The organism is Faecalibacterium prausnitzii (genome assembly GCF_049532945.1).
In the GTDB taxonomy this organism is placed as follows: Bacteria; Bacillota; Clostridia; order Oscillospirales; family Ruminococcaceae; genus Faecalibacterium; species Faecalibacterium prausnitzii_N.
The window spans coordinates 2,233,531-2,257,936 of record NZ_CP186691.1; the positions used below are offsets into that span (position 1 = coordinate 2,233,531).

The 24,406-nt window shown below is 58.8% G+C and carries 23 protein-coding genes; 5 read left to right on the forward strand and 18 right to left on the reverse strand.

Annotated elements, in window-relative coordinates; all coding sequences use genetic code 11:
* Positions 1-6: 6 nt before the first annotated feature.
* Genes rapZ through hprK form a run of 3 tightly spaced genes read right to left on the reverse strand, consistent with a single transcriptional unit; the run spans position 7 to position 2,787 of the window.
* Positions 7-870: an RNase adapter RapZ gene (rapZ, locus tag ACNQFG_RS11195; protein WP_423404963.1), complete on the reverse strand. Its 864-nt coding sequence runs from the start codon at positions 868-870 to the stop codon at positions 7-9.
* Positions 871-882: 12 nt separating this feature from the next.
* Complete coding sequence (murB, locus tag ACNQFG_RS11200) at positions 883-1,821, reverse strand: UDP-N-acetylmuramate dehydrogenase (RefSeq protein ID WP_423404964.1); 939 nt, start codon at positions 1,819-1,821, stop codon at positions 883-885.
* Between the two features lie 30 nt (positions 1,822-1,851).
* Positions 1,852-2,787, reverse strand: coding sequence for an HPr(Ser) kinase/phosphatase (gene hprK / locus ACNQFG_RS11205; RefSeq protein WP_423404965.1), 936 nt, complete (start codon positions 2,785-2,787; stop codon positions 1,852-1,854).
* Positions 2,788-3,080: 293 nt separating this feature from the next.
* Here hprK and ACNQFG_RS11210 point away from each other — a divergent pair, with 293 nt between their 5' ends.
* From ACNQFG_RS11210 to ACNQFG_RS11220, 3 genes are read left to right on the forward strand one after another with little or no spacing between them, the layout of a single operon-like run.
* On the forward strand, positions 3,081-4,883 hold the full coding sequence (locus ACNQFG_RS11210) for a Na/Pi cotransporter family protein (protein WP_423404966.1): 1,803 nt from the start codon (positions 3,081-3,083) through the stop codon (positions 4,881-4,883).
* The gene (locus tag ACNQFG_RS11215; RefSeq protein ID WP_423404967.1) at positions 4,880-5,569 is read left to right on the forward strand and encodes a response regulator transcription factor; all 690 of its coding nucleotides are present in this window, start codon (positions 4,880-4,882) and stop codon (positions 5,567-5,569) included. The genes ACNQFG_RS11210 and ACNQFG_RS11215 overlap by 4 nt, the downstream gene beginning before the upstream one ends.
* The gene (locus ACNQFG_RS11220; protein ID WP_423404968.1) at positions 5,566-6,915 is read left to right on the forward strand and encodes a sensor histidine kinase; all 1,350 of its coding nucleotides are present in this window, start codon (positions 5,566-5,568) and stop codon (positions 6,913-6,915) included. Before ACNQFG_RS11215 ends, ACNQFG_RS11220 begins: the two co-directional genes overlap by 4 nt.
* On the opposite strand, the gene ACNQFG_RS11225 is transcribed toward ACNQFG_RS11220, so the two are convergent.
* From ACNQFG_RS11225 to ACNQFG_RS11235, 3 genes are read right to left on the reverse strand one after another with little or no spacing between them, the layout of a single operon-like run.
* A complete protein-coding gene (locus tag ACNQFG_RS11225) occupies positions 6,912-7,928 on the reverse strand; it encodes a hypothetical protein (protein WP_423404969.1) in 1,017 nt (338 codons plus the stop codon). The two genes, ACNQFG_RS11220 and ACNQFG_RS11225, sit on opposite strands and share 4 nt — an antisense overlap.
* Positions 7,925-8,749: a hypothetical protein gene (locus ACNQFG_RS11230; RefSeq protein ID WP_423404970.1), complete on the reverse strand. Its 825-nt coding sequence runs from the start codon at positions 8,747-8,749 to the stop codon at positions 7,925-7,927. The genes ACNQFG_RS11225 and ACNQFG_RS11230 overlap by 4 nt, the downstream gene beginning before the upstream one ends.
* A 4-nt stretch (positions 8,750-8,753) precedes the next feature.
* Entirely contained in the window at positions 8,754-10,205 is a 1,452-nt protein-coding gene (locus tag ACNQFG_RS11235; RefSeq protein ID WP_423404971.1) for a spore germination protein, read from the reverse strand.
* Between the two features lie 69 nt (positions 10,206-10,274).
* Between ACNQFG_RS11235 and ACNQFG_RS11240 the strand changes: the two genes are divergently transcribed.
* Together ACNQFG_RS11240 and ACNQFG_RS11245 are read left to right on the forward strand one after the other, a co-directional pair.
* On the forward strand, positions 10,275-10,982 hold the full coding sequence (locus tag ACNQFG_RS11240) for a DUF421 domain-containing protein (RefSeq protein ID WP_423404972.1): 708 nt from the start codon (positions 10,275-10,277) through the stop codon (positions 10,980-10,982).
* Positions 10,979-11,347 (forward strand): DUF4363 family protein, encoded by a 369-nt coding sequence (locus ACNQFG_RS11245; protein ID WP_270476532.1) that lies wholly within the window; start codon positions 10,979-10,981, stop codon positions 11,345-11,347. The genes ACNQFG_RS11240 and ACNQFG_RS11245 overlap by 4 nt, the downstream gene beginning before the upstream one ends.
* A 116-nt stretch (positions 11,348-11,463) precedes the next feature.
* Here ACNQFG_RS11245 and nrdR read toward each other — a convergent pair whose 3' ends face one another.
* The 12 genes from nrdR to lepB form a co-directional block, all read right to left on the reverse strand.
* Entirely contained in the window at positions 11,464-11,925 is a 462-nt protein-coding gene (gene nrdR, locus ACNQFG_RS11250; RefSeq protein WP_423404973.1) for a transcriptional regulator NrdR, read from the reverse strand.
* A 44-nt stretch (positions 11,926-11,969) separates the two neighbouring features.
* Entirely contained in the window at positions 11,970-14,306 is a 2,337-nt protein-coding gene (gene secF / locus ACNQFG_RS11255; RefSeq protein WP_423404974.1) for a protein translocase subunit SecF, read from the reverse strand.
* Between the two features lie 87 nt (positions 14,307-14,393).
* A complete protein-coding gene (locus ACNQFG_RS11260; RefSeq protein ID WP_423404975.1) occupies positions 14,394-15,677 on the reverse strand; it encodes an aminotransferase in 1,284 nt (427 codons plus the stop codon).
* A 218-nt stretch (positions 15,678-15,895) separates the two neighbouring features.
* Positions 15,896-17,221, reverse strand: coding sequence for an ATP-dependent Clp protease ATP-binding subunit ClpX (gene clpX, locus ACNQFG_RS11265; protein ID WP_423404976.1), 1,326 nt, complete (start codon positions 17,219-17,221; stop codon positions 15,896-15,898).
* 76 nt (positions 17,222-17,297) lie between these two features.
* A complete protein-coding gene (gene clpP, locus ACNQFG_RS11270; RefSeq protein WP_005941935.1) occupies positions 17,298-17,894 on the reverse strand; it encodes an ATP-dependent Clp endopeptidase proteolytic subunit ClpP in 597 nt (198 codons plus the stop codon).
* 146 nt (positions 17,895-18,040) lie between these two features.
* Positions 18,041-19,357: a trigger factor gene (gene tig, locus ACNQFG_RS11275; protein WP_423404977.1), complete on the reverse strand. Its 1,317-nt coding sequence runs from the start codon at positions 19,355-19,357 to the stop codon at positions 18,041-18,043.
* 215 nt (positions 19,358-19,572) lie between these two features.
* The gene (locus ACNQFG_RS11280; RefSeq protein WP_423404978.1) at positions 19,573-20,256 is read right to left on the reverse strand and encodes a metallophosphoesterase; all 684 of its coding nucleotides are present in this window, start codon (positions 20,254-20,256) and stop codon (positions 19,573-19,575) included.
* Between the two features lie 25 nt (positions 20,257-20,281).
* Positions 20,282-21,742 (reverse strand): threonine synthase, encoded by a 1,461-nt coding sequence (gene thrC, locus ACNQFG_RS11285; protein ID WP_423404979.1) that lies wholly within the window; start codon positions 21,740-21,742, stop codon positions 20,282-20,284.
* 98 nt (positions 21,743-21,840) lie between these two features.
* Positions 21,841-22,203, reverse strand: coding sequence for a YraN family protein (locus ACNQFG_RS11290; protein ID WP_423404980.1), 363 nt, complete (start codon positions 22,201-22,203; stop codon positions 21,841-21,843).
* A complete protein-coding gene (locus tag ACNQFG_RS11295; RefSeq protein WP_423404981.1) occupies positions 22,203-22,847 on the reverse strand; it encodes a ribonuclease HII in 645 nt (214 codons plus the stop codon). The genes ACNQFG_RS11290 and ACNQFG_RS11295 overlap by 1 nt, the downstream gene beginning before the upstream one ends.
* Positions 22,844-23,767 carry a ribosome biogenesis GTPase YlqF gene (gene ylqF / locus ACNQFG_RS11300; RefSeq protein ID WP_005941918.1) on the reverse strand — a complete coding sequence of 308 codons (924 nt, stop codon included), beginning with the start codon at positions 23,765-23,767 and terminating at the stop codon, positions 22,844-22,846. Before ylqF ends, ACNQFG_RS11295 begins: the two co-directional genes overlap by 4 nt.
* Positions 23,764-24,318 (reverse strand): signal peptidase I, encoded by a 555-nt coding sequence (lepB, locus tag ACNQFG_RS11305; RefSeq protein ID WP_423404982.1) that lies wholly within the window; start codon positions 24,316-24,318, stop codon positions 23,764-23,766. The genes ylqF and lepB overlap by 4 nt, the downstream gene beginning before the upstream one ends.
* Positions 24,319-24,406 lie beyond the last annotated feature (88 nt).

Consider the following 24,406-nt stretch of genomic DNA (forward strand, 5'->3'; position numbering starts at 1 on the left):
TGCCGTTCAGCGGGAGGCATCGCGGTGCTGGACGCCGGGCTGGTAGCCCAGGCCCTCGCAGTATTCCGCGATCTTACGCGCAAATGTAATGGAACGGTGCTTGCCGCCGGTACATCCCACCGCAATGGTCAGCTGGCTTTTGCCCTCCTTGACGTACAGCGGCAGTGCATATTCCAGAAATGCTTCGTACCGGCGCAGCAGTTCCTGTGCTTCCGGGTGGCTCATGACAAAATCCACCACATCCTGATCAAGGCCGGTCTTATGCTTGAGTTCCGGCACGTAGAAGGGGTTGGGCAGGCAGCGCACATCCAGCACAAGGTCTGCCTCCGGCGGGATGCCGAATTTGAATCCAAAGGACATCACGGTCAGGCGCATCGCGCTTTTCGCCCCGCCGTTCTGCACAAAGAGTTCGCAGATGCGCTCCTTGTTCTGCGCGGTGGAGAGCAGCGCCGTATCCACGATATAATTCGCACGCTCCTTAAAGGGGCGGAGGATCTGGTGTTCTTTTTGGAAAGCTTCCCGGGTGGAAATGCCCTCGGCAATGCTGATGGGGTGGCGGCGGCGGGTCTCGCTGTAGCGGCGCATGAGTACATCGTCCGGTGCGTCGAGGAAGAGGATCTCGTAGGCGATCCCCTGCTGGTCCAGCAGGTCGAGCGCCTTCTCGATCTCTTCGCTGGTGCGGCAGCCGCGCACATCCATGGAAAGAGCCACCCGCTCCAGCTGGCTGTCGCCCGCTTCCGAGAATGCAGTGATGCTGGGCAGCAGTCCGGCCGGAACATTATCTATACAGAAAAAACCGATATCTTCCAGCGCATTCATAGCCACCGACTTGCCTGCACCGGAAAGTCCGCTGACGATCAGCAGATCCATTTCTCTTCCCTCTTATGCTTTCACGACACGAATCTCTTTTTCAAGGTCGTAGCCCGTCTTTTCCTTTACGATGGCGCGCACCTCGTCACAAAGTGCCAGCACATCAGCACAGGTAGCGCCGCCAAGGTTTACCACAAAGCCGCAGTGCTTATCGCTGACGGCTGCGCCGCCGTGGCGATAGCCGCGCAGGCCGCACTGGTCGATCAGCGCAGCCGCAAAAGCACCCGCCGGGCGCTTGAAGGTGCTGCCGGCGCTGGGCTTATCCAGCGGCTGCTTTTCCACACGCTTGGCCATCAGCTCGTTCATCCGGGCTTTGATGGCGTCCGGGTCGCCCCGCTTCAGATGGAACTTTGCGCTCAGGATGCAGCCGCCGTTTTCCTCAAAGATGCTGTGCCGGTAGGAAAGGTCGAGCGCGGCAGCCTCTGCCTCCACGATGTCGCCGTCCTGCGTCAGATACCGCACCGACTGCAGCACGTCCTTCATCTCGCCGCCGTAGGCACCCGCATTCATATACACTGCACCGCCCACCGTGCCGGGGATGCCGTAGGCAAATTCCAGCCCGGACAGGCTGTCTTCCAGTGCGGCGGTGCACAGACTCGAAAGCTTCAGGCCCGCACCGGCGACCACAGCATCATAGACCTCGCCCGGCGCTGCCCCCGGATGCGCGACCTGTTCCAGAAAGCCGATGCCCATTTTCAGGGCCATGGTATCAATGACCACGCCCCGGTAACCGGCATCCTCAAATAGAATGTTGCTGCCGTTGCCCAGCAGGTAGTACTTCACGCCCTGCTCTTTGCAGAGTGCGATCACGCGGCAGAGCTGCTCTTCGGTCTCCGGCAGGGCGAACACATCCGCCGGGCCGCCGATCTTAAAGGTGCAGTGGGCTGCCAGCGGCTCGTCTGCCCGGTAGGCAATGCCTTCGGCCTGCAGCTGTTGTTTCAATCGTTCCATAAACGCTTCGTTCCTTTTCGTATGAGAATCTTATTCGATGGTACCTTCGAGGCCCAGACGGATGAGCAGCTCCTTGGCGGCGTTGTAACCCATCTTCTTCTGGCGGTTGTTGATGGCTGCAGTTTCCAGCACGACAGCCAGATTGCGGCCGGGTGAGACCGGAATGCTGGTGCTGGGAATGCTGACGCCCAGAATGTCGTAGTATTCGTTTTCCAGACCGGTGCGCTGGTAGTTCTTAGTGGGGTCCCATGCTTCCAGCTGAACCACAAGGTCAAGGCTTTCGCTCAGCTTGACCGCGCCCACGCCGTACACACGGGCCACATTGACGATGCCAATGCCGCGCAGCTCAATGAAGTGGCGGATATTCTCCGGGGCAGTACCCATGATCTGGCGGTTGGACACCTTGCGCAGCTCCACCGCATCATCTGCCACAAGGCGGTGGCCGCGCTTGACCAGCTCGATGGCAAGCTCGCTTTTGCCAATGCCGCTGTCGCCCAGGATCAGGATGCCTTCGCCGTACACTTCCACCAGCACACCATGGCGGGTGATACGCGGTGCCAGTTCCAGATTCAGCACACTGATCAGGCTGCCCATCAGAGTGCAGGTGGTCTCGTTGGAGCGCAGCAGTGCAACACCATGCTTCTGGGCCAGCTCCTGCATCTCCGGGAAGGGAGTCAATTCCTCGCTGCGGCAGACGATAACAGCCGGCGGCTGCTGACGGAACAGCTGATCCAGCGCTTCGTAGCGTTTTTCCGGTGAAAGGCCGGACAGAAAGTTCATCTCGGCCAGACCCATGATCTGCAGACGCAGCTTATCAAAATAATCGTAATAGCCCGCCAGAAACAGACCCGGGCGGTTCACTTCGGCGATCTCGACGCTGATATTTTCGAGGTCCTGCGGAGCGTAGACCACATCCATGCTGACCTTTTCGGTCAGCTTCTTGAGCGAAACGGTAAAATTCGCCATCGTTCTTCCTCCTGCGTGTATTCCTCAACTGCGGGCAGACCCTCCCGCAGGCATTCCTTCTCTTATTATAAACGAGATGGTTTCGGATTACAATGATTCTTTTGGGAAAAGTTCCTGCGTTTCACGGTTGCATCCACCGGATTTTCCTTTATAATAGGAAGTAAGCCCCGAAAAGCGGAAAAAGTCTGTCGCTTTACATGAATTTTACACTCTGCCGATTTCCGATTTTACATTGCGTGTCTATACTCAGAATCAGGAGAATTTCACGTCAATTAAAAGTGAGGAACGCACATATGACAATCTTCAACGTTTTTTCCCTGCTTGGAGGTCTTGCCCTGTTCCTGTTCGGCATGGACATCATGGGCAAAGCACTGGAAAAGCAGGCCGGCGGCCAGCTGCAGAAGATCCTGAGCAAGCTGACTGACAACCCCCTTAAAGGCTTTTTCCTTGGCCTGTGCGTCACCGCTGTGATCCAGAGTTCCAGCGCTACCACGGTCATGGTGGTCGGCTTTGTCAACAGCGGCATCATGGAGCTGCATCAGGCCATCGGCGTGATCATGGGCAGCAATGTGGGCACCACTGTCACCAGCTGGATCCTGAGCCTTTCCGGCCTGCAGGGCGACAGCTTCTTTATCCAGCTGCTCAAGCCCACCTCGTTCAGCCCCCTGCTGGCCTTCATCGGCATCCTGCTCTACATGGGCAAGAGCGAAAAGCGGAAGGGCATCGGCACCATCCTCATCGGCTTTGCCGTGCTGATGACTGGCATGACCACCATGTCCAATGCGGTCACCCCGCTGCAGGATGAAGTCTGGTTCACCAGCCTGTTCACCCGCTTTTCCAACCCCCTTCTGGGCGTTCTGGTGGGTGCCCTTGTTACCGGCATCATCCAAAGCTCCAGCGCCAGCGTGGGCATTCTGCAGGCGCTGAGCGCCACCGGCGTGATCACCTACGGCAGTGCCATTCCCATTATCATGGGTCAGAACATCGGCACCTGCGTTACCGCGTTGATCTCCTCTGTGGGTGCCAACAAGAATGCACGCCGTGCTGCCATGGTCCATCTGTACTTCAACATCATCGGTGTGACCCTCTTTCTGGCAATGTACTATGGCCTGAATCTGGTCCTGCACTTCACCTTTGTCAACGATACCGTCACGGCGTGGGGCATCGCTGTCATCCACTCTGTGTTCAACATTGCGGCCACGGCGGTCCTGCTTCCGTTCGCCAACGTTCTGGAAAAGCTGGCCATCCTCACCATTCCGGACGATGCCGAGAAAGAGAGCTTCGCCCTGCTGGATGAGCGTCTGCTCAAGACGCCCGCCGTTGCTGTGGAACGCGCCCGCGCCGCCACGGCGGATATGGCAGAGCTTGCCCGTGTGGGCGTGATGCAGGCCATGAGCCTGACTCATGAGTGGAACGACACACTTGCGCAGAAAGTCCGCGAGGAAGAGACGCAGGTAGACCGTTACGAGGACGCTCTCGGCACCTATCTCGTCAAGCTTTCCAGCCGTGAGCTGAACCATGCCGACAGCCAGAGCGTAAATACCCTGCTGCACACCATCAGCGATTTTGAGCGTATCAGCGACCATTCCGTGAATCTGCTCAGCTCTGCCGAAGAGATCCACGCCAAGAACATCGCGTTCTCGCAGGATGCCCGCGACGAGCTGCAGGTGCTGGAGGATGCGGTGCAGGATATTCTGAACCGCACCACTGATGCTTTCCGCAAGGGTGATCTGCATCTTGCCAGCAAGGTGGAACCCATGGAGACCGTTGTGGACGAACTGGTCCGCGCCATCAAGGCACGGCATGTGGCCCGCCTGCAGGCCGGCAGCTGCTCCATTGAATATGGCTTTGTGCTGGATGACCTGTTGACCAACTATGAGCGTGTGTGCGACCACTGCAGCAACGTAGCCGTTGCACAGATTGAGGTTGCACAGGACAGCTTTGATACCCACGCCTATCTAAACGATCTCCGCTACGGCAACGACACCAAGGAGAGCGAACAGTTCCGCCGCCGCCTGGACCGTTACCGCGAGCGGTATCTCTTCCCAGACGGTGAACCCGCCGTGGCAAGCGAAAAGGAGGACCCCAAGGCATGATCTATATTGTTGAAGACGATGCCGCCATCCGGGAGCTGGAACAGTATGCCCTGCAGTCCAGCGGATATGACGTGCAGAGCTTTGAATCGTCCGAGAGCTTCTGGCAGGCCATGAATGTTGCCGTGCCGGAGCTGGTCATCCTGGACGTGATGCTGCCCGGTGAGGACGGTTTTTCCATCCTGAAAAAGCTGCGCAACACCCCTTCCCTGCGCAGGCTGCCCATCATTATGGTCACGGCTAAGTCCAGCGAGCTGGACACCGTGCGCGGGCTGGACTGCGGTGCCGATGATTACATCTCAAAGCCTTTTGGCATCATGGAATTTTTGAGCCGGGTGCGGGCTGCGCTGCGCCGCTCAGCCCCGGAGGAGAAGACGAACGTCTACGCCTTCCATGAGATCCTGCTGGACAACGCCCGCCACATCGTGACGGTGAACGACGCCCACATCGACCTGACCTACAAGGAGTACAGCCTGCTGCGTTTGCTGCTGGAAAACACCAATCTGGTGGTGACACGCGAGACCATTCTGCAGGTGGTGTGGGGCACCGACATTTCGGTGGAGAGCCGCACTGTAGATATGCATATCCGCACCCTGCGCAAAAAGCTGGGGGATGCCGGCAAATACATCTGCACTGTGCGCAAGGTGGGTTACAAGCTGGCCGACAACGAGGAGGAAAACGAAGAATGAAACCACGGAGCATGGAAGAAAAAATCAGTTATCGGCTGTTCTGGATGGGCTTTGTCGGGCTGATCTGCACCACCGTGCTCTGCCTCTTCGTATTCCACAGAGCCTTCCGGGAGCAGGCATGGGCGGCGCTGGAAAACGAGGCCAGCCTCGTTGCCGCCGGGTGCGAACAGATCGACGATCCGGCCCAGCTCTCCGCCTATGTCAACGGCGATCTGCGCATCACGCTCATCGCCTCGGACGGCAGCGTCCTGTTTGAATCCGCGACCAGCCAGCAGATGGAGAACCACCTGGGCCGCCCGGAGATCCAGCAGGCCAAGCAGAAAGGCGTCGGCCGCGACCGCCGCGACTCCCAGACGCTGGGGTATGAGACGTATTACTACGCCATGCTTCTGCCGGATGGCGATATCCTCCGTGTGGCGCAGGATTCCGAGACCATCTGGTCCATCTACGATGCGGCCCTGCCTGCCATCGTGCTGAGCTGCATCGTGATGATGGGCGCAGCCGCCATGATGGCCGGTCTGCTGACCCGGAGTCTCGTCCAGCCCATTCTGAAGATGACGGACGATCTGGAACACATCCAGGAAAATGTGCCGTACAAGGAGCTGATTCCCTTTGCCGAAAGCATCCACTCTGACCGCATCCTCCGTGAGAACAACGAAAAGATGCGGCAGGAGTTTACTGCCAATGTCAGCCATGAGCTGAAGACCCCGCTGACCAGTATTTCCGGCTATGCGGAGCTGATTGAGACCGGCATTGCAAAGCCTGAGGATGTGCCGGGCTTTGCCCAGAAGATCCATGTGGAGGCCAGCCGTATGATCCAGCTGGTGAACGATATCCTGCAGCTTTCCAGTCTGGACAACGTTTCGGAGACCAACGACACCCCCCAGATGGAGACGGTCGATCTTCTGGATGTGGCCAAGGAGTGCGTCGAGCGCCAGAAGGTGAACGCGCAGAAGTCGTTCATCTCCCTGACCTACCTCGGCGAGAGCGCCCCTGTGCTGGGCAGCCGGAGCCTGCTGGACGAGCTATGCCAGAACCTGTGCGACAACGCCATCCGGTACAACCGCCCCGGCGGAAAGGTCCAGCTCATCACCGCCTGCACACGGGATGGGCACTGCACCCTGACCGTCAAGGACAATGGCATCGGCATCCCGAAAGAAGCACAGTCCAGCGTGTTTGAGCGCTTCTATCGTGTGGATAAGAGCCGCAGCAAGGCTACCGGCGGTACCGGTCTGGGCCTTGCCATCGTCAAGCATATCGCGCGCATCCACAACGCACGCATTCGGCTGGAAAGCGAGATCAATGTCGGCACGACCATCACCGTCATCTTTGAGACCGCCCATTAAAGATCCAGCATCTTCACGCTTGCCCGCACTTCCGGGCAGGCGTTTTTTGTTGTAAAAAAGGCACCCGGCCCTTCCTTCAGCGCACGGACTGCGCCCAGCCGGAGAAGGTCTGCGCCCGACTGCCAGGCCCGGACGATGGTCTCTTCGCAGAGCGCCTCCAGCTGGCGGCACACGCCTTCCTCGACCGGCAGTGTGCCCGCCCTGCGCTGGCCGGTCAGCGTGACCGAAAACCCGTCCCCATCCGCTTCCACCGAAACGACACAGCGCCGGAGGGTGACAGTCTCCCCTTCCAGTGCGAACTCCACCGGCATTGTCCGTTCCTGCAAGAGCTGCGCCATGGCCGTCTCGTTCGGGGAAAGTCGGGTGCTTCCCTGCACCGTCAAAAGGCAGCTCTCCTTCTGCCATGTCACCCCGTTCTCCTCAATTTTTAAGATGGGGATCACGGCCCCCGCTGCGCACTCGTACAGATGCGGTGCCCGTGCGGCGGTATCCTCAGCGGCCTGCAAAAGCGCTCCCGGAAACGTTTCCGGGGCCGCAGCAGTCTCTTCCGGTTCCGCCCCGCCGCCCGGCAGACCATCCGGCGGAGTTTCTTCCGTCAGCGCCCCGCTACCGGCGACAAAGAGCACCCGTGCCGACAGACGGCTGACGGGTTCCGTTTGCAGGAACTCTTCCAGTTCCAGAATGTCAGTTTGTGACGTTGTTTCGTCAAAGAGAAGATATTCACACAGCCGGTAATTTGCAGCTTTGGGCAGTTCCCGTTCGGCTTTGTGCAGCGCGAGCGGCAGCGTGGCATCCTCGGCCGAACAGCTTCGGATTTCTGCCACGGCGTCGGAGGCATCCGCAGCTGCTTCCGGGAACTGATAGAGCAGTTGCACCGCCCAGCCGCTGCGGTTCGGCTGGACGATGAGTGCCCGCACCATGCTTTTCTCGGTGGTCTCCATCCGCAGAAAGACGCCGCACCAGAGCACCAGAACGCCCCCTGCCAGCCAGCGCAGTGCATGGGAAGCTCTCATTCCGGCACCCCCTTTTCCTGCTCCTCCGGGCGGCAGATCAGTTCCCGCAGGACCCGCACCAGAAAGCAGCCACGGAACAGTGCCGCTGCCAGCCAGACGAGCAGGAAGGCTGCATCCAGCCGGGAGACACGTCCCGGCGTTCCGGTGCGCAGCAATTCATCCCCCGGAAGCGGACGGCCGGACCCGAACAGAAGTTCCCGCCCCAGCGCAAAACCGAACAGCCCCGCCAGCGTCAGAAACGGCAGCAGGAAGCAGCGCCTTCCGGTGCATCCGCGTTTTCCAAATAGAAGCGGCCACGCGATGGATTCCGCATAAAGCGGGAAACGGAGATCCCCTGTGGGTTGCGCTGCGGGGAAAAGATTCTCCCAGTGAAGCTGGCCATGCAGGCTCCCAACGCAGGCAAGACCCGCCAGCGCCAGTGCCCACCACAAGACCCCCGCACTGCGGGAAAAGACGTCCGGCTTCAGCTGCCAGCCCGCCCACAGCAGCAGCGGCAGAACGCCGAGGACTGCCATGGACGAAAACTGCTCCCGGCACACCTGCTGTGCCTGCCAAAGCGTCTCCCACAGCTCTGCGCCAAACCACACGGACAAAAGCAGACAGAGCAGCCGGGGGCGGATGCCGGTTTCGGAACGAAGCCCCTCTTCCCCTTCGGCGGGCATCAAGCAGGACGAAAGCAGGCCGATGCCCAGCGCCATGGGGAACCCCTGCAGCAGCAACAGCCGAGCTGGCATGGCGCTGCCGGAAGTGATGCACTGCCCCAGCACCGCGGTCAGAACGCTGAGCGGCGCGGCGGCACGGAACGATCCGGTTTGCTCCATTGGCTCACCTCCGTTTCTGCCAGATGGAAAAAGGATGTGCGGACAGGGTGCGGTAGGTCCGGCGGGTCACACCGTCCGGAGAAAGTGCGGTTTGCGGGAAACGCACCGGTGCACAATAGGGCACCCCCAGCGCTGACACCTGCGCCAGAGCGAGCAGAACGACCAACGCCGCGCACACAAGCCCCACAGGGCCTGCCGCTCCCGCCGCCAGCAGGACCAGAAAGCGGAAAGCCGTGGCCATTTCGTAGAGGGACGGCACCACGAAGACGGCGATGGATGCAACCGCTGCAATGAGAATGACGGGTGTGCTCAGCAGACCGGTGGCGATGGCTGCGTCCCCGATGATGAGCGCCGCGACCAGACTGACCGAATGCCCCAGCGACTGCGGCATCCGCAGACCTGCTTCCCGGATGACCTCCAGCAGCAGGATGACCAGCAGCATTTCCGCAAACAGCGGCAGCGGTGTGGCCTTCTCCGCCGCTTCGATCTTGTACAGAAGCTGCGGTGGGATCAGCTCCGGCAGGTAGACCGCCAGACAGACGAACACACCCGGCAGAAAGATGCTCAGGTAGAAGGAACCATATTTCAGAAGGCGCAGGAAGGACGCAAAAAACGCAGGCTGGGCGTAGTCGTCCAGACACTCGAAGTTTTCGCCGAAGAGGGTCGGCAGAACCATCGCGGATGGGCTCCCGTTGACGAGAACGACGATCTTCCCCTCACAGAGCTTCGCGGAGGCCACGGCGGGGCGCTCGGTGTAGCTCACCGGGGACGCTGTGCGCACCCGGCAGGGAAACAGCCAGGGCAGAAAGTAGCTCGAATCCAACAGCAGCTGCGGCTTTGCGCGGCGCAGCGTCTCTTTTACCTGCTCCACGGCGGCGGGCGAGGCCTTATCTTTGCAGTAGCAGACGGCATATTCCGTTTTCATCGCGCAGTCTGCCTGCTGCACTTCCATCACCAGCGCTTCGGTACGGATGAGCCGCCGCAGCAGGCTCAGATTGACCCGCAGCAGGTCGGCAAAGCCTTCGCGGGAGCCGCGGAGATCTCCTTCACCGGAGGGTTCCTCCACCGAGCGGAATTTCAGGCTCTGCACCGAAAATGCCAGCCCCTTCGCACTGCCGTCCAGCAGTAAGACCGCCATTCCGGCGGTCAGGCGCTGCATCAGATCACCCCAGCCCTCCACGGGGCTGCTCTCGGCGGGCAATGCCGAGTGGCGGCTGAGCAGCTCATAGACCTGTTCCCCACTCGGCAGCGCGCCCAGCCGCAGCGGCGGCGTCTGGCGGCTGGCGGCGTCCAGCAGAAGTTCCCACAGGGATTCGAGGCTGGCCATCCCGTCAAAGAGCAGAATCGCACCCCGAATGTGGTAAAGCTCGATGCGCTTCGCATAAAAATCGGCGGAGCTGCCCAACCTAGCGTTGAGCGCCGCGAGGTTCGTTTCCAGATGTTCGGAAAGCTGCATGGTCCCATCCCCCTTTTGCAGTAGGATACCCGCCGCCGCGCCGGTTATTCCCACAGGAGGTATTCCGCCTTGAAGCTCTTGATCGTTCGCACCGTTTTGATCTATCTGTGCGTTCTGTTTGCCATGCGGCTGATGGGCAAGCGCCAGCTGGGCGAACTGCAGCCCGAAGAACTGGTGTCCACCATTCTCATTTCCAATCTGGCATCCATCTCCATTGAATCGGAAGAGGTGCCCATCACATCCAGCCTGATCCCGCTGTTTCTCATTGCAGCGCTGGAACTGCTGGGCTCCGTGCTGAGCTTCCGCAGCCAGAAATTCTTCAACCTGATGTCCGGCCGGCCCAAGACGGTCATTCTGGATGGGCAGATCGACCAGAATGCCCTGCGCACTCTGCGGCTGACGACGGCTGACCTGATGGAGGCCCTGCGCGGCAAGGATGTCTTTGACCCACGGGATGTCTCCTACGCCGTTGTGGAGACGAACGGCAGCCTTTCGGTGGCGCTGCGCCCCGAAAGAGAGCCTGCCACCCTCTCCGACCTGGCGCTCAAGGTCCAGCACAGTCAGGCGACCATCCCCTTTGTGCTGGATGGGCAGGTGCTGGACGACAACCTGCGCTGGTGCGGCAAGGACCGCGCGTGGCTGGAACGCACGGCGCAGGCCAACACCCTGCTGGTGGAGGAGATCCTGCTTCTGATCGGCAACGACACCGAAGATTACTTTCTGCTGAAGAAAGAGCCGCGCCGCACGGCCCGCCCGCTCAGAAAGGAGGACGCATGAAACGCATTTACGCCTGCCTCGGCATCGTGGCCGCCCTGCTCGCGGTGGCCTTTTACAGCAGCTTCCGGGTGCAGATGTTCGCCGAAGACATCTCCGGCGACATCGACCATGCGATGGAAGCCATCCGGGAAGACGACCTGACCGGGGCCCGTCAAGCCCTTGCCGAAGGGGCCGACCTCTGCGACCGGATGCGTGAGGGGATGAACCACCTGCTCAAAACGGAAGACTTCACCGAACTGGAAGCGGCCCTCCGCGCCGCCGACGGCCATCTGGAATGGAACGCCCCCGAAGAAGCGTTCGGGGAGCTGCGCCGCGCTCAGGTCCAGGTCGAAACGCTGGCCTGGCTCGCCCGGCGCATCCTCTGAGGCAATTCAACAGTTCGCATAATCGAAATTATGCGAACGATCTGCTGCAACGAAAAAGCGCACAGCCCTGCCGCCCAAATCCAGGCGGAGGCTGTGCGCTTTTTTGAAGGATTCTTTTACTTTTTCCGGTCGCCCATCAGCTTTTTCAGCTCATTGAAAAAGCTTTCCACGTCTGCAAACTGACGGTAGACCGATGCAAAGCGAACATATGCCACTTCGTCGATTTTTTTCAGTTCCTGCATGGTCAGCTCACCGATGCGCACGCTGGGGATCTCACGGTCGTAGGAGCTGAGCAGCGTCTGCTCAATGCTGCTTACCGCACGCTCTAGCGATTCGTAGCTGACCGGCCGCTTGGCGCAGGCACGCACCATGGCGTTGAGCAGCTTCTGCCGGTCGAACGGCTCACGGGAGCTGTCCTTTTTGATGACCACAAGCGGAACAGTCTCCACGACCTCATAGGTCGTAAAGCGCATATGGCAGCTCAGGCATTCGCGGCGGCGGCGGATGCGCTCACTGTCTTCGGTGGGGCGGGAATCGATCACTTTGGATTCCTCGGCTCCGCAATAGGGACACTTCATGTTCTGTTCCTCCTGATTTGGTCATGTTCACGTTCGGGCGAAGCTCACGCTTTCTTTTTGCCGGTCTTGCGCTCACTCCACAGCACCCACGCAGAGGTGGAAACGCACAGCGAAGTGTACACGCCGCTGATCATGCCCATCATCAGCGGGAACGCAAAGGTAAAGATGCTGTCCAGACCATACAGCTTTGCCACGATACACATAACACCCAGCGCCATCACCGTGGTAATGGTGGTGATCAGGGTGCGGCGGGCGGACTGGTTCACCGAGTGGTTCACCAGCTCTTCAAAGGATGCCTTTTTGCCCATCAGGGTGCGGTTCTCGCGGATACGGTCGTAGACCACAACGGTATCGTTGATGGAGTAGCCAAGGATGGTAAGCATGGCGGCAATGAAATTGCCATCCAGCGCGGTGCGCAGCAGCACAAAGGTGCCAAACACCACCATCAGGTCGTTCACAAGCGCCAGCACTGCCATCATGCCGCCGGTCAGGCCGCCGATGTTCTTGAAGCGCAGGGCGATGTACAGCAGGATCAGCACCAGTGCAAACACCACGGCAACCAGACTCTTCTGTAGGAACTTGGTGCCCATGGCAGCGCTGACGTTGCTTAGCGACAGCTGAACGAAGCCGTTGTCCGGGTAGGTCTCGTTCAGGGAATCCAGCAGGTTCTCCACCTGATCGGTGGTCACGGTCTCGTTGCCGGGCATCGAGATTTTCAGGGTCTGGCCACCGGTAGCAACATTCTCGCCGGTCTGCAGGGTCAGGTCCTTGCTGCCCAGTGCGGCAGAAGCAGTCTTCTGCACATCGGCCGTGGTGAACTCGCCCTCGTAGCTCAGGGTGATCATGGCACCGCCGGTGAACTCGGTATCCAGATGGACACCCAAAACCACAGCGCACAGCACGATGGCTGCCATCAGGCAGGAGGAGATCGTCAGGAAGCGCTTGCGCAGGCCCACAAAGTCGATGGGCTTCTTCTCGGCTTTTTCCTTGCCGGGCTTTTCTGCACCGTAGAGCCAAGGGTTGCGCAGTGCCTTGATGGATGCCGCACCGCGGATCATCACACGGGTTGCGAACACGCCGAACACAAAGTTCAGCAGCACGCCGGTGAGCAGCGTGTAACCGAAGGCATAAATAGTGCCTGCGGTGGAGGGGCCAAAGGCAAAGAACACAAAGTGGAGTGCCTTTGCAAACATGCCGTCCGAGGGGCCAAAGGCACCCATCAGCACGATGGCCACGATGACGATGGTCACGTTGCCGTCAACGATGGGGGTCAGGCCGCGGGCAAAACCGCTCTTGAGCGCGCCATCCAGAGACTTGCCGTTTTTCAGCTCTTCCTTGATGCGTTCTGCCGTGATAACATTGGCATCCACGCCCATGCCGATGGCAAGGATGATGCCTGCGATGCCGGGCAGGGTCATGGTAAAGCTTTCAAACACCGGGAAGTAACCGGAAACGAACGCCAGTGTTGCTGCCACCTGACCAGCCAGTGCAATACATGCAAGGAAGCCCGGCAGACGGTACAGCATCGTCATGAACACCACGATCAGTGCAAAGGCGATCAGGCCGGCCAGAACCATGGCGCTCAGGCTGTTCTCTCCCAGACTGGGGCTGACGGTGGAATAGCTGTCCACCGTCAGTGCAAAGGGCAGTGCGCCGGAGTTGATCTGGCGAGCCATCTTGACGACCTGCTCCTGCGTGAAAGGATTGGAAGCCGAGCTTGTAATGATGGCAGAGCCATCGGTAATAGCGGTGTTGACCGTGGCCGTGCTCACGTTTTCATCGTCCAGCCAGATGCTGATGGTGCCGCTGCTCTGGTAGAGCCGGGTGGTAGCATCGCCAAATGCCTTGGCACCGTCATCGGTGAACTTGAGGGCCACATAATACTCCGAAGAGCTGCCGCTCACCGGGCCGTACTGCGCCGCTGCGCTCTCGATCATGGAGCCGTCCAGGATCAGCTCACCGTCCGCACTGCTTCCCTCGCGGAAGGTCAGATAGGCGGTGGTGCCGATCTCATCGATCGCCGCTTCCGGGTCAAAATCTGTCTCACCGGACTGCCACGGGAATTCCAGGATCAGGCTGTCGGAATTGTTGTCCACATACAGCTCATAGTCGGTCACGTTCAGCGCCACGAGACGGTTCTCAATGACGAGCTGGGCTGCTTCCAGCTGTTCTTCGGTAGCATCGTAGCCATCCGACGGCACAAAGGTGACGTTGACACCGCCCTTGATATCCACACCGAAGCGGATATCCTGCGCGCCCTTGATATAGGTCCGGGTCACATCGCCATATTTGACCGCAACGCCGAAGAATGCCGTGTAGACAAACGCCGCGATCAGAAGCACTGTGACAACAAGCTGCCATGCTTTGCCTTTCGTCTTCATAAAAATCGGGAAACCTCCAAAATATAATAAACCTCCGCCGTGCGGCAGAGTTCCGCCGCGCGGGGAGATCTTCAACAACGGGGACGCTTACGCTTCCTGATCCGCAAGCAGCTTTTCCACGGTGGCCAGCTTTACGCAGACGCACAGCAGTTCGGAAGCGGTTTCCACCTCGTCCAGACTGGGATAGGTGGGCGCAATGCGCAGGTGAGAATCCTCGGGGTCCTTGTGATAGGGATATGCAGAACCGGCACCGGTCAGGGTCAGGCCCGCATCCTTGCACAGACCCGCCACGCGCTTTGCACAGCCGGGCATCACATACAGGCTGATGAAGTAGCCGCCCTTGGGGTCCGTCCAGTGGGCAATATCCCCGCAGGGGGTCAGCTCCTCGGAGAAGGCCGTCTTCACTGCATCGAAGCAGGGGATCAGGCGGCGGCGGTGCTTTGCCATGTGGGCCAGCACACCTTCCTTGTTCTTCAGGAAGCGGACGTGGCGCAGCTGGTTCATCTTGTCGTAGCTGATGATCATGACCGAGAAGCGCTTGCAGATATACTTCATGCTGCTCTCGCTGCAGGCAATGGCAGAGACACCTGCGCCCGGGAAGGTGATCTTGCTGGTGGAAGTGAACATGAACACACGGTTTTCGTTGCCGTACTTCTTGCTCTCGTTCAGCAGCACCGGAGTCTCGATGATCTCATCGGTCAGGTGATGGACGATATAGGCTTCATCCCAGAAGATCTTGAAATCAGGCGCAGCGGTCTTCATCTTGGCAAAACGCTCGATGGTCTCATCGCTGTAGGTGTAGCCATCGGGGTTGGAATACTGCGGCACACACCAGATGCCCTTGATGTCAGGATCCTCGGCCACCAGCTTTTCCACAATGTCCATATCCGGACCATTGGGGGTCATAGGCACGCTGACCAGCTCAAAGCCAAACTCCTCGGTAATAGCAAAGTGACGGTCATAGCCGGGCACCGGGCAGAGGAACTTGCGCTTCTCCACCTGAGACCAGGGGCACGGAGACTCCGGGAAACCGAACACATAGCCGATATTGACGAGGTTATACATCAGCTGCAGGCTGGAGTTGCCGCCCACGAACACTTCCTCCGGCTTTACGCCAAAGACATCCGCAAACAGCACGCGGGCCTCCTGCAGGCCTTCCAGCTCGCCATAGTTGCGGGCATCCGTGCCAGCATCGGTGGTGTAATCGTTCATCTTCAGCAGGTCCATGGCCAGATCCATCTGGTGAGGGCCGGGCTTGCCGCGGGCCATATTCAGCTTGAGGCCCTTGGCCTGAAAGTTTTTGTATTGCTCTTCCAGTTTTGCCTTTTCGGCTACGAGTTCGTCGCGGTTCATCTCAAAATAAGTTGCCATTGAAAACACACTCCTTTATCGTACTTCCTGTTCCCACAGTGTCCGCGCCGGGCTTTGAAAAGAAGCTTCCTGCCAGAGAGAGCCGCAGCCCAGCCGTCCAGACTTTAATATTATAGCTCATATCCGCTCTTAAAACAAGCATATCTCAAAAAAAGCCCCGCCAAAAGTCATAGCTTTCAGCGGGGCAGCGGCCCGGAGCAGCCTGCCGGGTGGGCAGATCAGCTCAGGGACGTCTGATTTTTATAGCGCTTGCGCACCGCGCCGTATTCCAGATGTGCTTCGCCGCCTTCCACGGTATCTTCATCCACAGTTACGCGGATGATGGTAGCATCGGTGGGCACCTCGTACATGATGGGCAGCAGAATGCTTTCCATCACGCTGCGCAGGCCGCGGGCACCGGTCTTGCGCTCGATCGTCTTGCGGGCAATGGCGTGGAGTGCTTCATCCGTGAAGTTCAGTTCCACATTATCCATGCTCAGAAGTTCCTTATACTGCTTCACAAGGCTGTTGCGCGGCTCCTTGAGCACGCGAACCAGAGCGTCCTCGTCCAGATCGTCCAGCACGGTAATGACCGGCAGACGGCCGATCAGTTCCGGGATCAGGCCGAACTTGACCAGATCGTGGGGCTCCACCTTGCGCAGCAGAGCCTTCTCCGCTTCGCTGGAATTATCCTTCAGGCTGCTGCCGAAGCCCAGTGCGGACTTATCGGTGCGGCGCAGGATATACTTATCCAAGCCATCAAATGCACCGCCGCAGATGAACAGGATGTTGGTGGTGTCGATCTGGATGAACTCCTGCTGCGGGTGCTTGCGGCCGCCCTGCGGAGGAACATTGCTCACAGTGCCCTCCAAAATCTTCAGCAGAGCCTGCTGCACGCCCTCACCGCCCACATCGCGGGTGATGGAGGGGTTCTCACTCTTGCGGGTGATCTTGTCGATCTCGTCGATATAGATAATACCGATCTGTGCCTTCTGCACATCAAAATCCGCTGCTTGGATCAACTTGAGCAGAATGTTCTCCACATCCTCGCCCACATAACCGGCTTCGGTCAGGGTGGTGGCATCGGCAATGGCGAAGGGAACGCCCAGCATTTTTGCCAGAGTCTGTGCCAGCAGGGTCTTGCCCACGCCGGAAGGACCCAGCAGCAGCACGTTGGACTTCTGCAGCTCCACATCGCTGCCCTTGCCGCTGAGGATGCGCTTGTAGTGGTTGTAGACCGAGACGGCCAGCACACGCTTTGCCTCGTCCTGACCGATCACATACTGATCCAGACCTTCCTTGATCTCGGCCGGGGTCAGGATGTTGACCGAGAGGTCGTCCGCAGCCTGCACATGGGCGCGGCTTGCATTGCCGCGGCTGGGGCGGTTCGAGCCCGGATGCTCCGGCTTGTCCGCGAGCAGGTCATAACACAGGCCGATGCATTCGCTGCAGATATTGACACCGGGGCCGATGATCATACGCTCCACTTCGTCCTGATGCTTTCCGCAGAAGCTGCAGACCAGATCCTTTTCGTTTTTGTCTCTGCCGGAATTGTTATTTGCCATAGCTGTTTTTCCTTATCCTGGGTCGTCAGACGCAGCGGGGTTCTCCCCTGCTGCGCCGATTGGTTTCAGCGATCCCTCAGCGGTGGGCAATGACCTCATCGATCAGGCCGTATTCCTTTGCCTGCAGTGCGGACATATAGTTGTCGCGCTCGGTATCCAGCTGGATCTTTTCCAGCGGCTGGCCGGTGTACTCGCTGAGCATGCGGTTCATCTTATCGCGGATATACACCATGTGCTCGGCATGGATCTTGATATCGGTGGTCTGGCCGGAAAGGCCGCCGCCCTGCCCGCCGATCAGCGGCTGATGGATCAGAATTTCCGAGTTGGGCAGTGCAAAGCGCTTTCCCTTGGTGCCGCTTGCCAGCAGGAAGGCACCCATGGAAGCTGCCATGCCCATGCAGATGGTGGAAACATCGCACTTGATATACTGCATGGTATCGTGGATGGCCATGCCGGCGCTGATGGAGCCGCCGGGGCTGTTGATATACAGGCTGATGTCCTTATCCGGGTCCTGCCCTTCCAGATACAGCAGCTGTGCCACAACAAGGCTGGCGGAGGTATCATTGACATCCTCGCTCAGAACGATGATGCGATCGTTCAAAAGACGGGAGAAAATATCATAGGAACGCTCGCCATGGGACGACTGTTCCACAACGTAAGGAACAAAACTCATAAAGTTCGCCTCCTGAAATGGAATATAGTATTTGCAAAATTGACCGATACGGTTTCCCTGCCGGTTCTGCCGTATCGGTCAATTTTTACAACCTTTGATTGAAACCGTGCAGCATACTGCCCGCTTCAAAGGAACACAGGAGCTGATTACTCAGCGTCTGCAGCCTTCTCTTCCTCAGCAGCCTTCTCCACGATGTTTGCGTGGCTCTTGATGAAGTCGATGGCCTTGTTGATGGCCAGATCCTTCTTCAGGTCGTCAACATTGACCAGCTCACGAACCTTGTCCTCTTCCATCTTGTACTGGTCAGCAATGCGCTTGATCTCAGCGGAAACTTCCTCCTCGGAAGCCTCGATGTTCTCAGCAGCAGCAACAGCCTCCAGAGCCAGACGAATCTTGACCTGCTTCTCAGCCTGCGGCATGAAGGAAGCGCGGAACTGCTCCATAGTCTGGCCCATATACTTCAGGTAGTCCTCGAGGCGCAGGCCCTGCTGCTCCACGCGGAATGCGAAGTCATTGACCATCTCGTCCATGCGGGCATCATACATTGCCTGGGGGATCTCACCCTCCATGCTCTCGATGACCTGATCCACCAGAGCGTTCTCAACAGCCAGATCGTCCTGCTTGTCCAGCTGCTCCTGATTGTTCTTGCGGATGGAAGCCTTGAACTCGTCCAGAGTGTCGTACTCAGAGCAATCCTTAGCCAGCTCGTCATCCAGAGCAGGCAGCTCCTTGTACTTCACTTCGTGCAGCTTGATCTTGAACACAGCAGCCTTGCCAGCCAGTTCGGCAGCCTGATACTCGGTGGGGAAGGTAACGTTCACGTCGAACTCTTCGCCAGCGGAGTGGCCAACGATCTGATCCTCAAAGCCGGGGATGAAGCTGCCGCTGCCCAGAGTCAGGCTGTAGTGCTCAGCCTTGCCGCCCTCGAAAGCCACGCCATCGACGAAGCCCTCGAAGTCGATATCAGCGATGTCGCCGTTCTCAGCAGCGCCCTCACGGGTCAGCTCACGGGCATTGCGCTCCTGCACACGCTTCAGCTCAGCTTCAACAGCCTCGTCAGAAACAGTATGGACAGTCTTTTCAACCGTCAGACCATTGTAGCTACCAACCTTGACTTCGGGCTTGACAGCGACCTTGACGGTCAGGGTCACGCCCTCGGTCTCGTTTGCAGAATCCACGCTGACCTCCGGACGGCCGACCGGCTCAACGCCAGCTTCCTTGACAGCAGCCTCGAAAGCCTCGGGGAACAGCTCATTGATGGCATCATAGGTAAAGACATCAGCGCCGTACATCTTCTCGATCAGAGCGCGGGGAGCCTTGCCCTTACGGAAGCCGGGAACAGCGTACTTCTTGCCTTCCTTCTTGAAAACATCGGCAACAGCCTTCTTGAAAGCCTCTGCGTCGATGGAGAACTGCAGTTCTGCCATGCTCTTCTCGAGCTTTTCACACTTGATGAAATTCATTTGTTTTTCCTCCACTCAAAAATTCTATTGCGTTGGGAGCGGGGTATTCCCCCTCCCCTGCAACCGCGCACCGCGTCCTTGCTGTTTGCGAAATGCGGGGACGCGCGCGCTCAATTGGGTGCAACAATCGCGTCAAAAACTATTATAGCACGCTCCTGACACAATTGCCAGCCCAAATTTTGACTTTTTGTTCTTTTTGCCCGCTCTGTCCGCCTTTAATTGATGCGGTACGGGCAAAAACGCAGCCCATCGGCACTGACCAGCTTATAGTGGATGCCATCCACATCGCCCTGCACCGCATAGCGGATGGCATTGCCGTGCAGATGGCCATAGTAGCAGGTCCTGATGTTGTATTCCTTTAAGGTGGCCACGATCTCCGGCGCACTGGTGCCGGTATACACCGGCGGATAGTGCAGGAACACCAGCTTTTCCAGCCCGGGTTCGGCGGCATCCAGACTCATGCGCAGCCGTCCGATCTCGCGGTTCATCACCTTTTCGTCATGCGGCTCCCCCACATCGAACAGCCAGCCCCGTGTGCCGCAGAGGGCGTAGCCCTCCACCGTGTAGGAGTTGTTGTGCAGAATGTGCAGGGTATCAAAGCCTTCTGCTTTGAGGTAGGCATTCATCTTGTTCACGGTAGACCACCAGTAATCGTGGTTGCCCTTCATGATGAGTTTCTGGCCCGGAAGCTGCTGCAAAAACGCGAAGTCCCTGCGGGTATCGGTCAGGCGCATGGCCCAGCTGATATCGCCCGCCAATACAATGGTATCCTCTGGTTTGATGAGCTTGCGCCAGTTTTTCTCAAGGCGCTCCACATAATCATTCCAGCCGGGAAAAATATCCATCGGCTTGGAAGCGCCCAGAGAAAGGTGGGTATCGCCAAGCACAAAAAGTGCCATTCTGTTACTCCTGTTCTAGGTCGGATCACGCCTGATAGCGCAGCGCCACCTGTGCGATCTGCTCCGGGTCGATGACGGTGTGGAAGCGCTCCGCTTTCTGGCGCAGTGCCGACAGGCTGGCCGGAGCGGTGCAGCCGGTGGCCTCTTCCAGCTGCTGCATGGCCTCGAAATCGTTGGCCGGGACGGCATGGCCCAGTGCTTCCAGCACACTGCGCGGGAACTTGAAGGGAGACGCGGTGGACAGCACCACCATGGGCACGCCCTCGCGCTTTTTCTGCGCTGCCACATGGAACGCAACGGCGGTGTGGGTATCACACAGGTAGTTGTCCTTCTCGTAGCGGACACGGATCTCCCCTGCCACCTGCGCTTCGCTGCTCCAGCCGCAGGAGAAGTTCTCCTGGATGGTGGCCAGTGTTTCGGGGCGGACGGTGTAGCTACCCGTCTCGTTCAGCTGCTTCATCAGGGAAGCCACTTCGGTGTCGCTGCCGGTGACATGGTACAGAAGGCGCTCGAGGTTCGAGGACACCAGAATGTCCATGCTGGGCGAGGTGGTCTTGAAGAACTCCCGCTTTGCGGTGTAGGTGCCGGTGGTGAGGAAATCGGTCAGCACGTTGTTCTCGTTGGAAGCGCAGACCAGCTTGCCCACGGGCAGGCCCATGCGCTTTGCATAGTAGCCTGCCAGAATGTCGCCGAAGTTACCGGTGGGTACGCAGAAGTCCACCGCGTCGCCCAGCGCGATCCTGCCCGCCTTGAGCAGCTGGGCATAGGCGGCAAAGTAATAGACGATCTGCGGCACCAGACGGCCCCAGTTGATGGAGTTGGCGCTGGACAGGCGGATGTTCCGCTTGGCAAGCTCTGCTGCAATGGCAGTGTCACCAAAGACCTTCTTCACACCGGTCTGTGCATCATCAAAGTTGCCGCGCACAGCGTACACTGCCACGTTGGCGCCCTCCTGCGTTGCCATCTGCAGGCGCTGGATCTCGCTGGTGCCGCCCGTGGGATAGAACACTGCGATCTCCACGCCCGGGATATCATGGTAGCCGTCCAGAGCTGCCTTGCCGGTATCGCCGCTGGTCGCCACAAGGATCAGGGTCTTTTCCGTGCGGCCCAGATTCTTTTTGGCTTCCACCAGAAGCTTCGGCATCAACTGCAGAGCATAATCCTTGAATGCACAGGTAGGGCCATGCCACAGTTCCAGCGAATAGACCTCGTCCGACACAGGGGCCAGATAGCCCGCCTTGCCGTCAAATGCTTCGCCATAGGTGGTCTTTGCCGCCTCTGTGAGGAACGGCTGGGAATAATCGGTCAGGTACTGGCCCACGATGGCCGCAGCCATTTCGGGGTAATCGAGTGCACAGATCGATGCAACGTCCACTTTCGGAAAGCTTTCCGGTACAAACAGACCGCCCTCGTTGGACAGGCCCTGTGCAATGGCCTGCGAAGCATTTACCACACGGTTTTGGTCTCTGGTACTAAAAAACTGCATTGTTGTCGCTCCTTTTCGTCCGCGGGTCCACAATGACCCTTTTTTGTCGGCAGCGGCAAACGCCGGTTTCTGCCTTTTTCCCACCGGTGCATCCCCGCTCACGCGGTAAATGCGCCCCTTATAATATGTACCATCCAGCGCCCGCTGTCAAGAGGGGTCACCTCGGCAACATCAAATCGGGCGGGCGCATCGCTCTGCCCGGTCTGCTGAAGATACTGCTCTGCGGCGCGGATGAGTCTGCGCTGCTTGGCTGGTGTAACGGCGGAGGCGGGGCTTGCCAGCGGGTCCGGGCTGCGGGTCTTGACCTCACACAGCACGATGGTTCCGTCCGGCTCCCGCAGGATGAGGTCGATCTCCCCCATCCGGGTGCGGTAATCGTGGGCCAGCAGCAGGCAGCCCCGCTGCTGGTAATAGCGCGCGGCGACGGCCTCGCCTTTCCGGCCGGTCTCGGCGGCATCCATCACTTGCCCTCCGGCCAGTAGCCCTGCTTTTTGAGGAAGCTGCGGCGGTAGAACGGCTGGATGCCGTACTGGGCGATCATCTCATAGTGGAGCTTGGTCGGGTAGCCCTTGTGCTTTGCCAGCTGATACTGCGGATACCGTCTGTCCAGTTCCAGCATATAGCGGTCACGGCTGACCTTGGCAAGGACGGATGCTGCGCCGATGCTGGCACTGGTGGCATCGCCCTTGACCACCGGCTGTGCCGGGACCAGCAGCCCTGCCGGGGTGCGGTTTCCATCCACGAGAACAAGGTTCGGCACGATGTCCAGCTCTTCCACAGCCTGCTTCATGCCGCCCATGGTGGCGTTGAGGATGTTGTCCCGGTCGATGATCTCCGGCCCCACAAAAACAATTTTGTAGGCCAACGCCTTTTCAATGATCTCATCAAACAGAGCTTCCCGCTTTTTCTCGGTAAGCTTTTTGGAGTCGTTGATGCCAAAGACCGGATTCTCCGGGTCCAGAATACAGGCCGCTACGCACACCGGGCCGCACAGAGGACCGCGCCCGGCTTCATCCACGCCTGCAAAGCAGCCATACTGACTGCGTACAGCGGCATCGTATTCATACAGCGGAGCCGAGATCTCCTCGTCGGAACGGCGCTTCATTCGTCATCCTCCTCGGCAAAATCAGCCAGATCATCCCGCTGCGGCGGACGCTCCAGCGAGATGCGGCCCCACTTGCAGGCGCGGAACTCGTCCACCAGCATAATGGCGCAGCGCTCGGTGTTCACCTCGCCGCCGCGCACCAGCAGACCGCGCTTGCGGCCGATAGCTTCCATCAGCTCGTAGGGCGGCAGGGCCAGCGTTTCGGCATCCAGCTTGTAGCGCTGGGCCACAAGGTCGGGGTAGTTGCGGCGCACCTCGTCCAGCAGGTTCATGGCCAGCTCTTCCACATCCAGAATATCATCCTTGATGGAGCCGATAAAGGCCAGATTGGACGCAATGGTCTTGGAGTCAAACTTCTTCCACAGTACGCCGGGCATATCCAGCAGGTCAAATTTGTCGGTGCTGACCCACTGTTTGCCCTTGGTTACACCCGGGCGGTCTGCCGCCTTGGCGCGGGCAGAGCCTGCAAAGGTGTTGATGAAGGTGGATTTGCCCACATTGGGGATGCCGCACAGCATCACCTGTGTTTTGGCACCGCCCATGCCGCGGTTCTGGCGGCGTTCCAGCAGGCCCGCCAGTTCTTTTTCAATGGCAGCCTTTACCGCATTGGCACCGCCCTTCTGCTTGGCGCTGATGGCCACACAGCCGGCATCTGCCGCACGGAAATACTTGATCCATTCTTCCGTTACAGCCGGGTCTGCCAGATCTGCCTTGTTCAGCGCATAGAGTTTCGGCTTGCGGGCCGTGATGCGCTCGATCTCCGGGTTCAGGCTGGAAAGCGGGATGCGGGCATCCAGCAGCACAAGGCTGGCATCCACGTGCTGGATCTCCTGCTCCATCATGCGCAGAGTCTTGGTCATGTGGCCCGGGAACCACTGAATATTGTACTGGTTTGCAAAGCGGGTATCCATTTCGTTCATTTTACCACCCCAAAATCTGTAAAGGGCATAAAGCACAAAAGCACCCTGCCCAGAATGTCCCGTTCGTCAATGCAGCCCACATAGGTGGAACGGCTGTCCAGTGATTGGTTGCGGTTATCACCCATCACGAACACCGTGCCCTCCGGCACCGTATACGGGAACTCCACATCATAGCCGAGATAGGTCGGCTCAGCGATGTAATCCTCCCGCAGCACTTCGCCGTTCACAGCGACGGTGCCGGTCGCATAATCGATGGAGACCGTATCGCCGCCTTTGGCGATGACACGCTTGACCAGCGGCTTGCCGTAGGAGGTATAGCTGTCCACAATGACCACATCCCCGCGCTGAGTCTCGTACCCGGCACCCCAGACGATGAGCTTTTCACCGTTTTGCAGGGTGGGCACCATGGACTCACCATCCACCTGAATGATGCGGAAGAAAAACGAAAAGATCAGCACCAGCACCAGCGCTGCCGAGATCAATGCCTCGTACCATTCAAATGCGCCCTGGCCTTTCGCAGTTTTTGGCTGCTGTGTCGTCTGTTTTTCCATTTCCCGATGCACCTCTCAATCCAGTTTGCCGGGCAATACCCGACAAATAAAGAAAAAAGGGACAACAAGGTTGTCCCTTTTCTCCCGT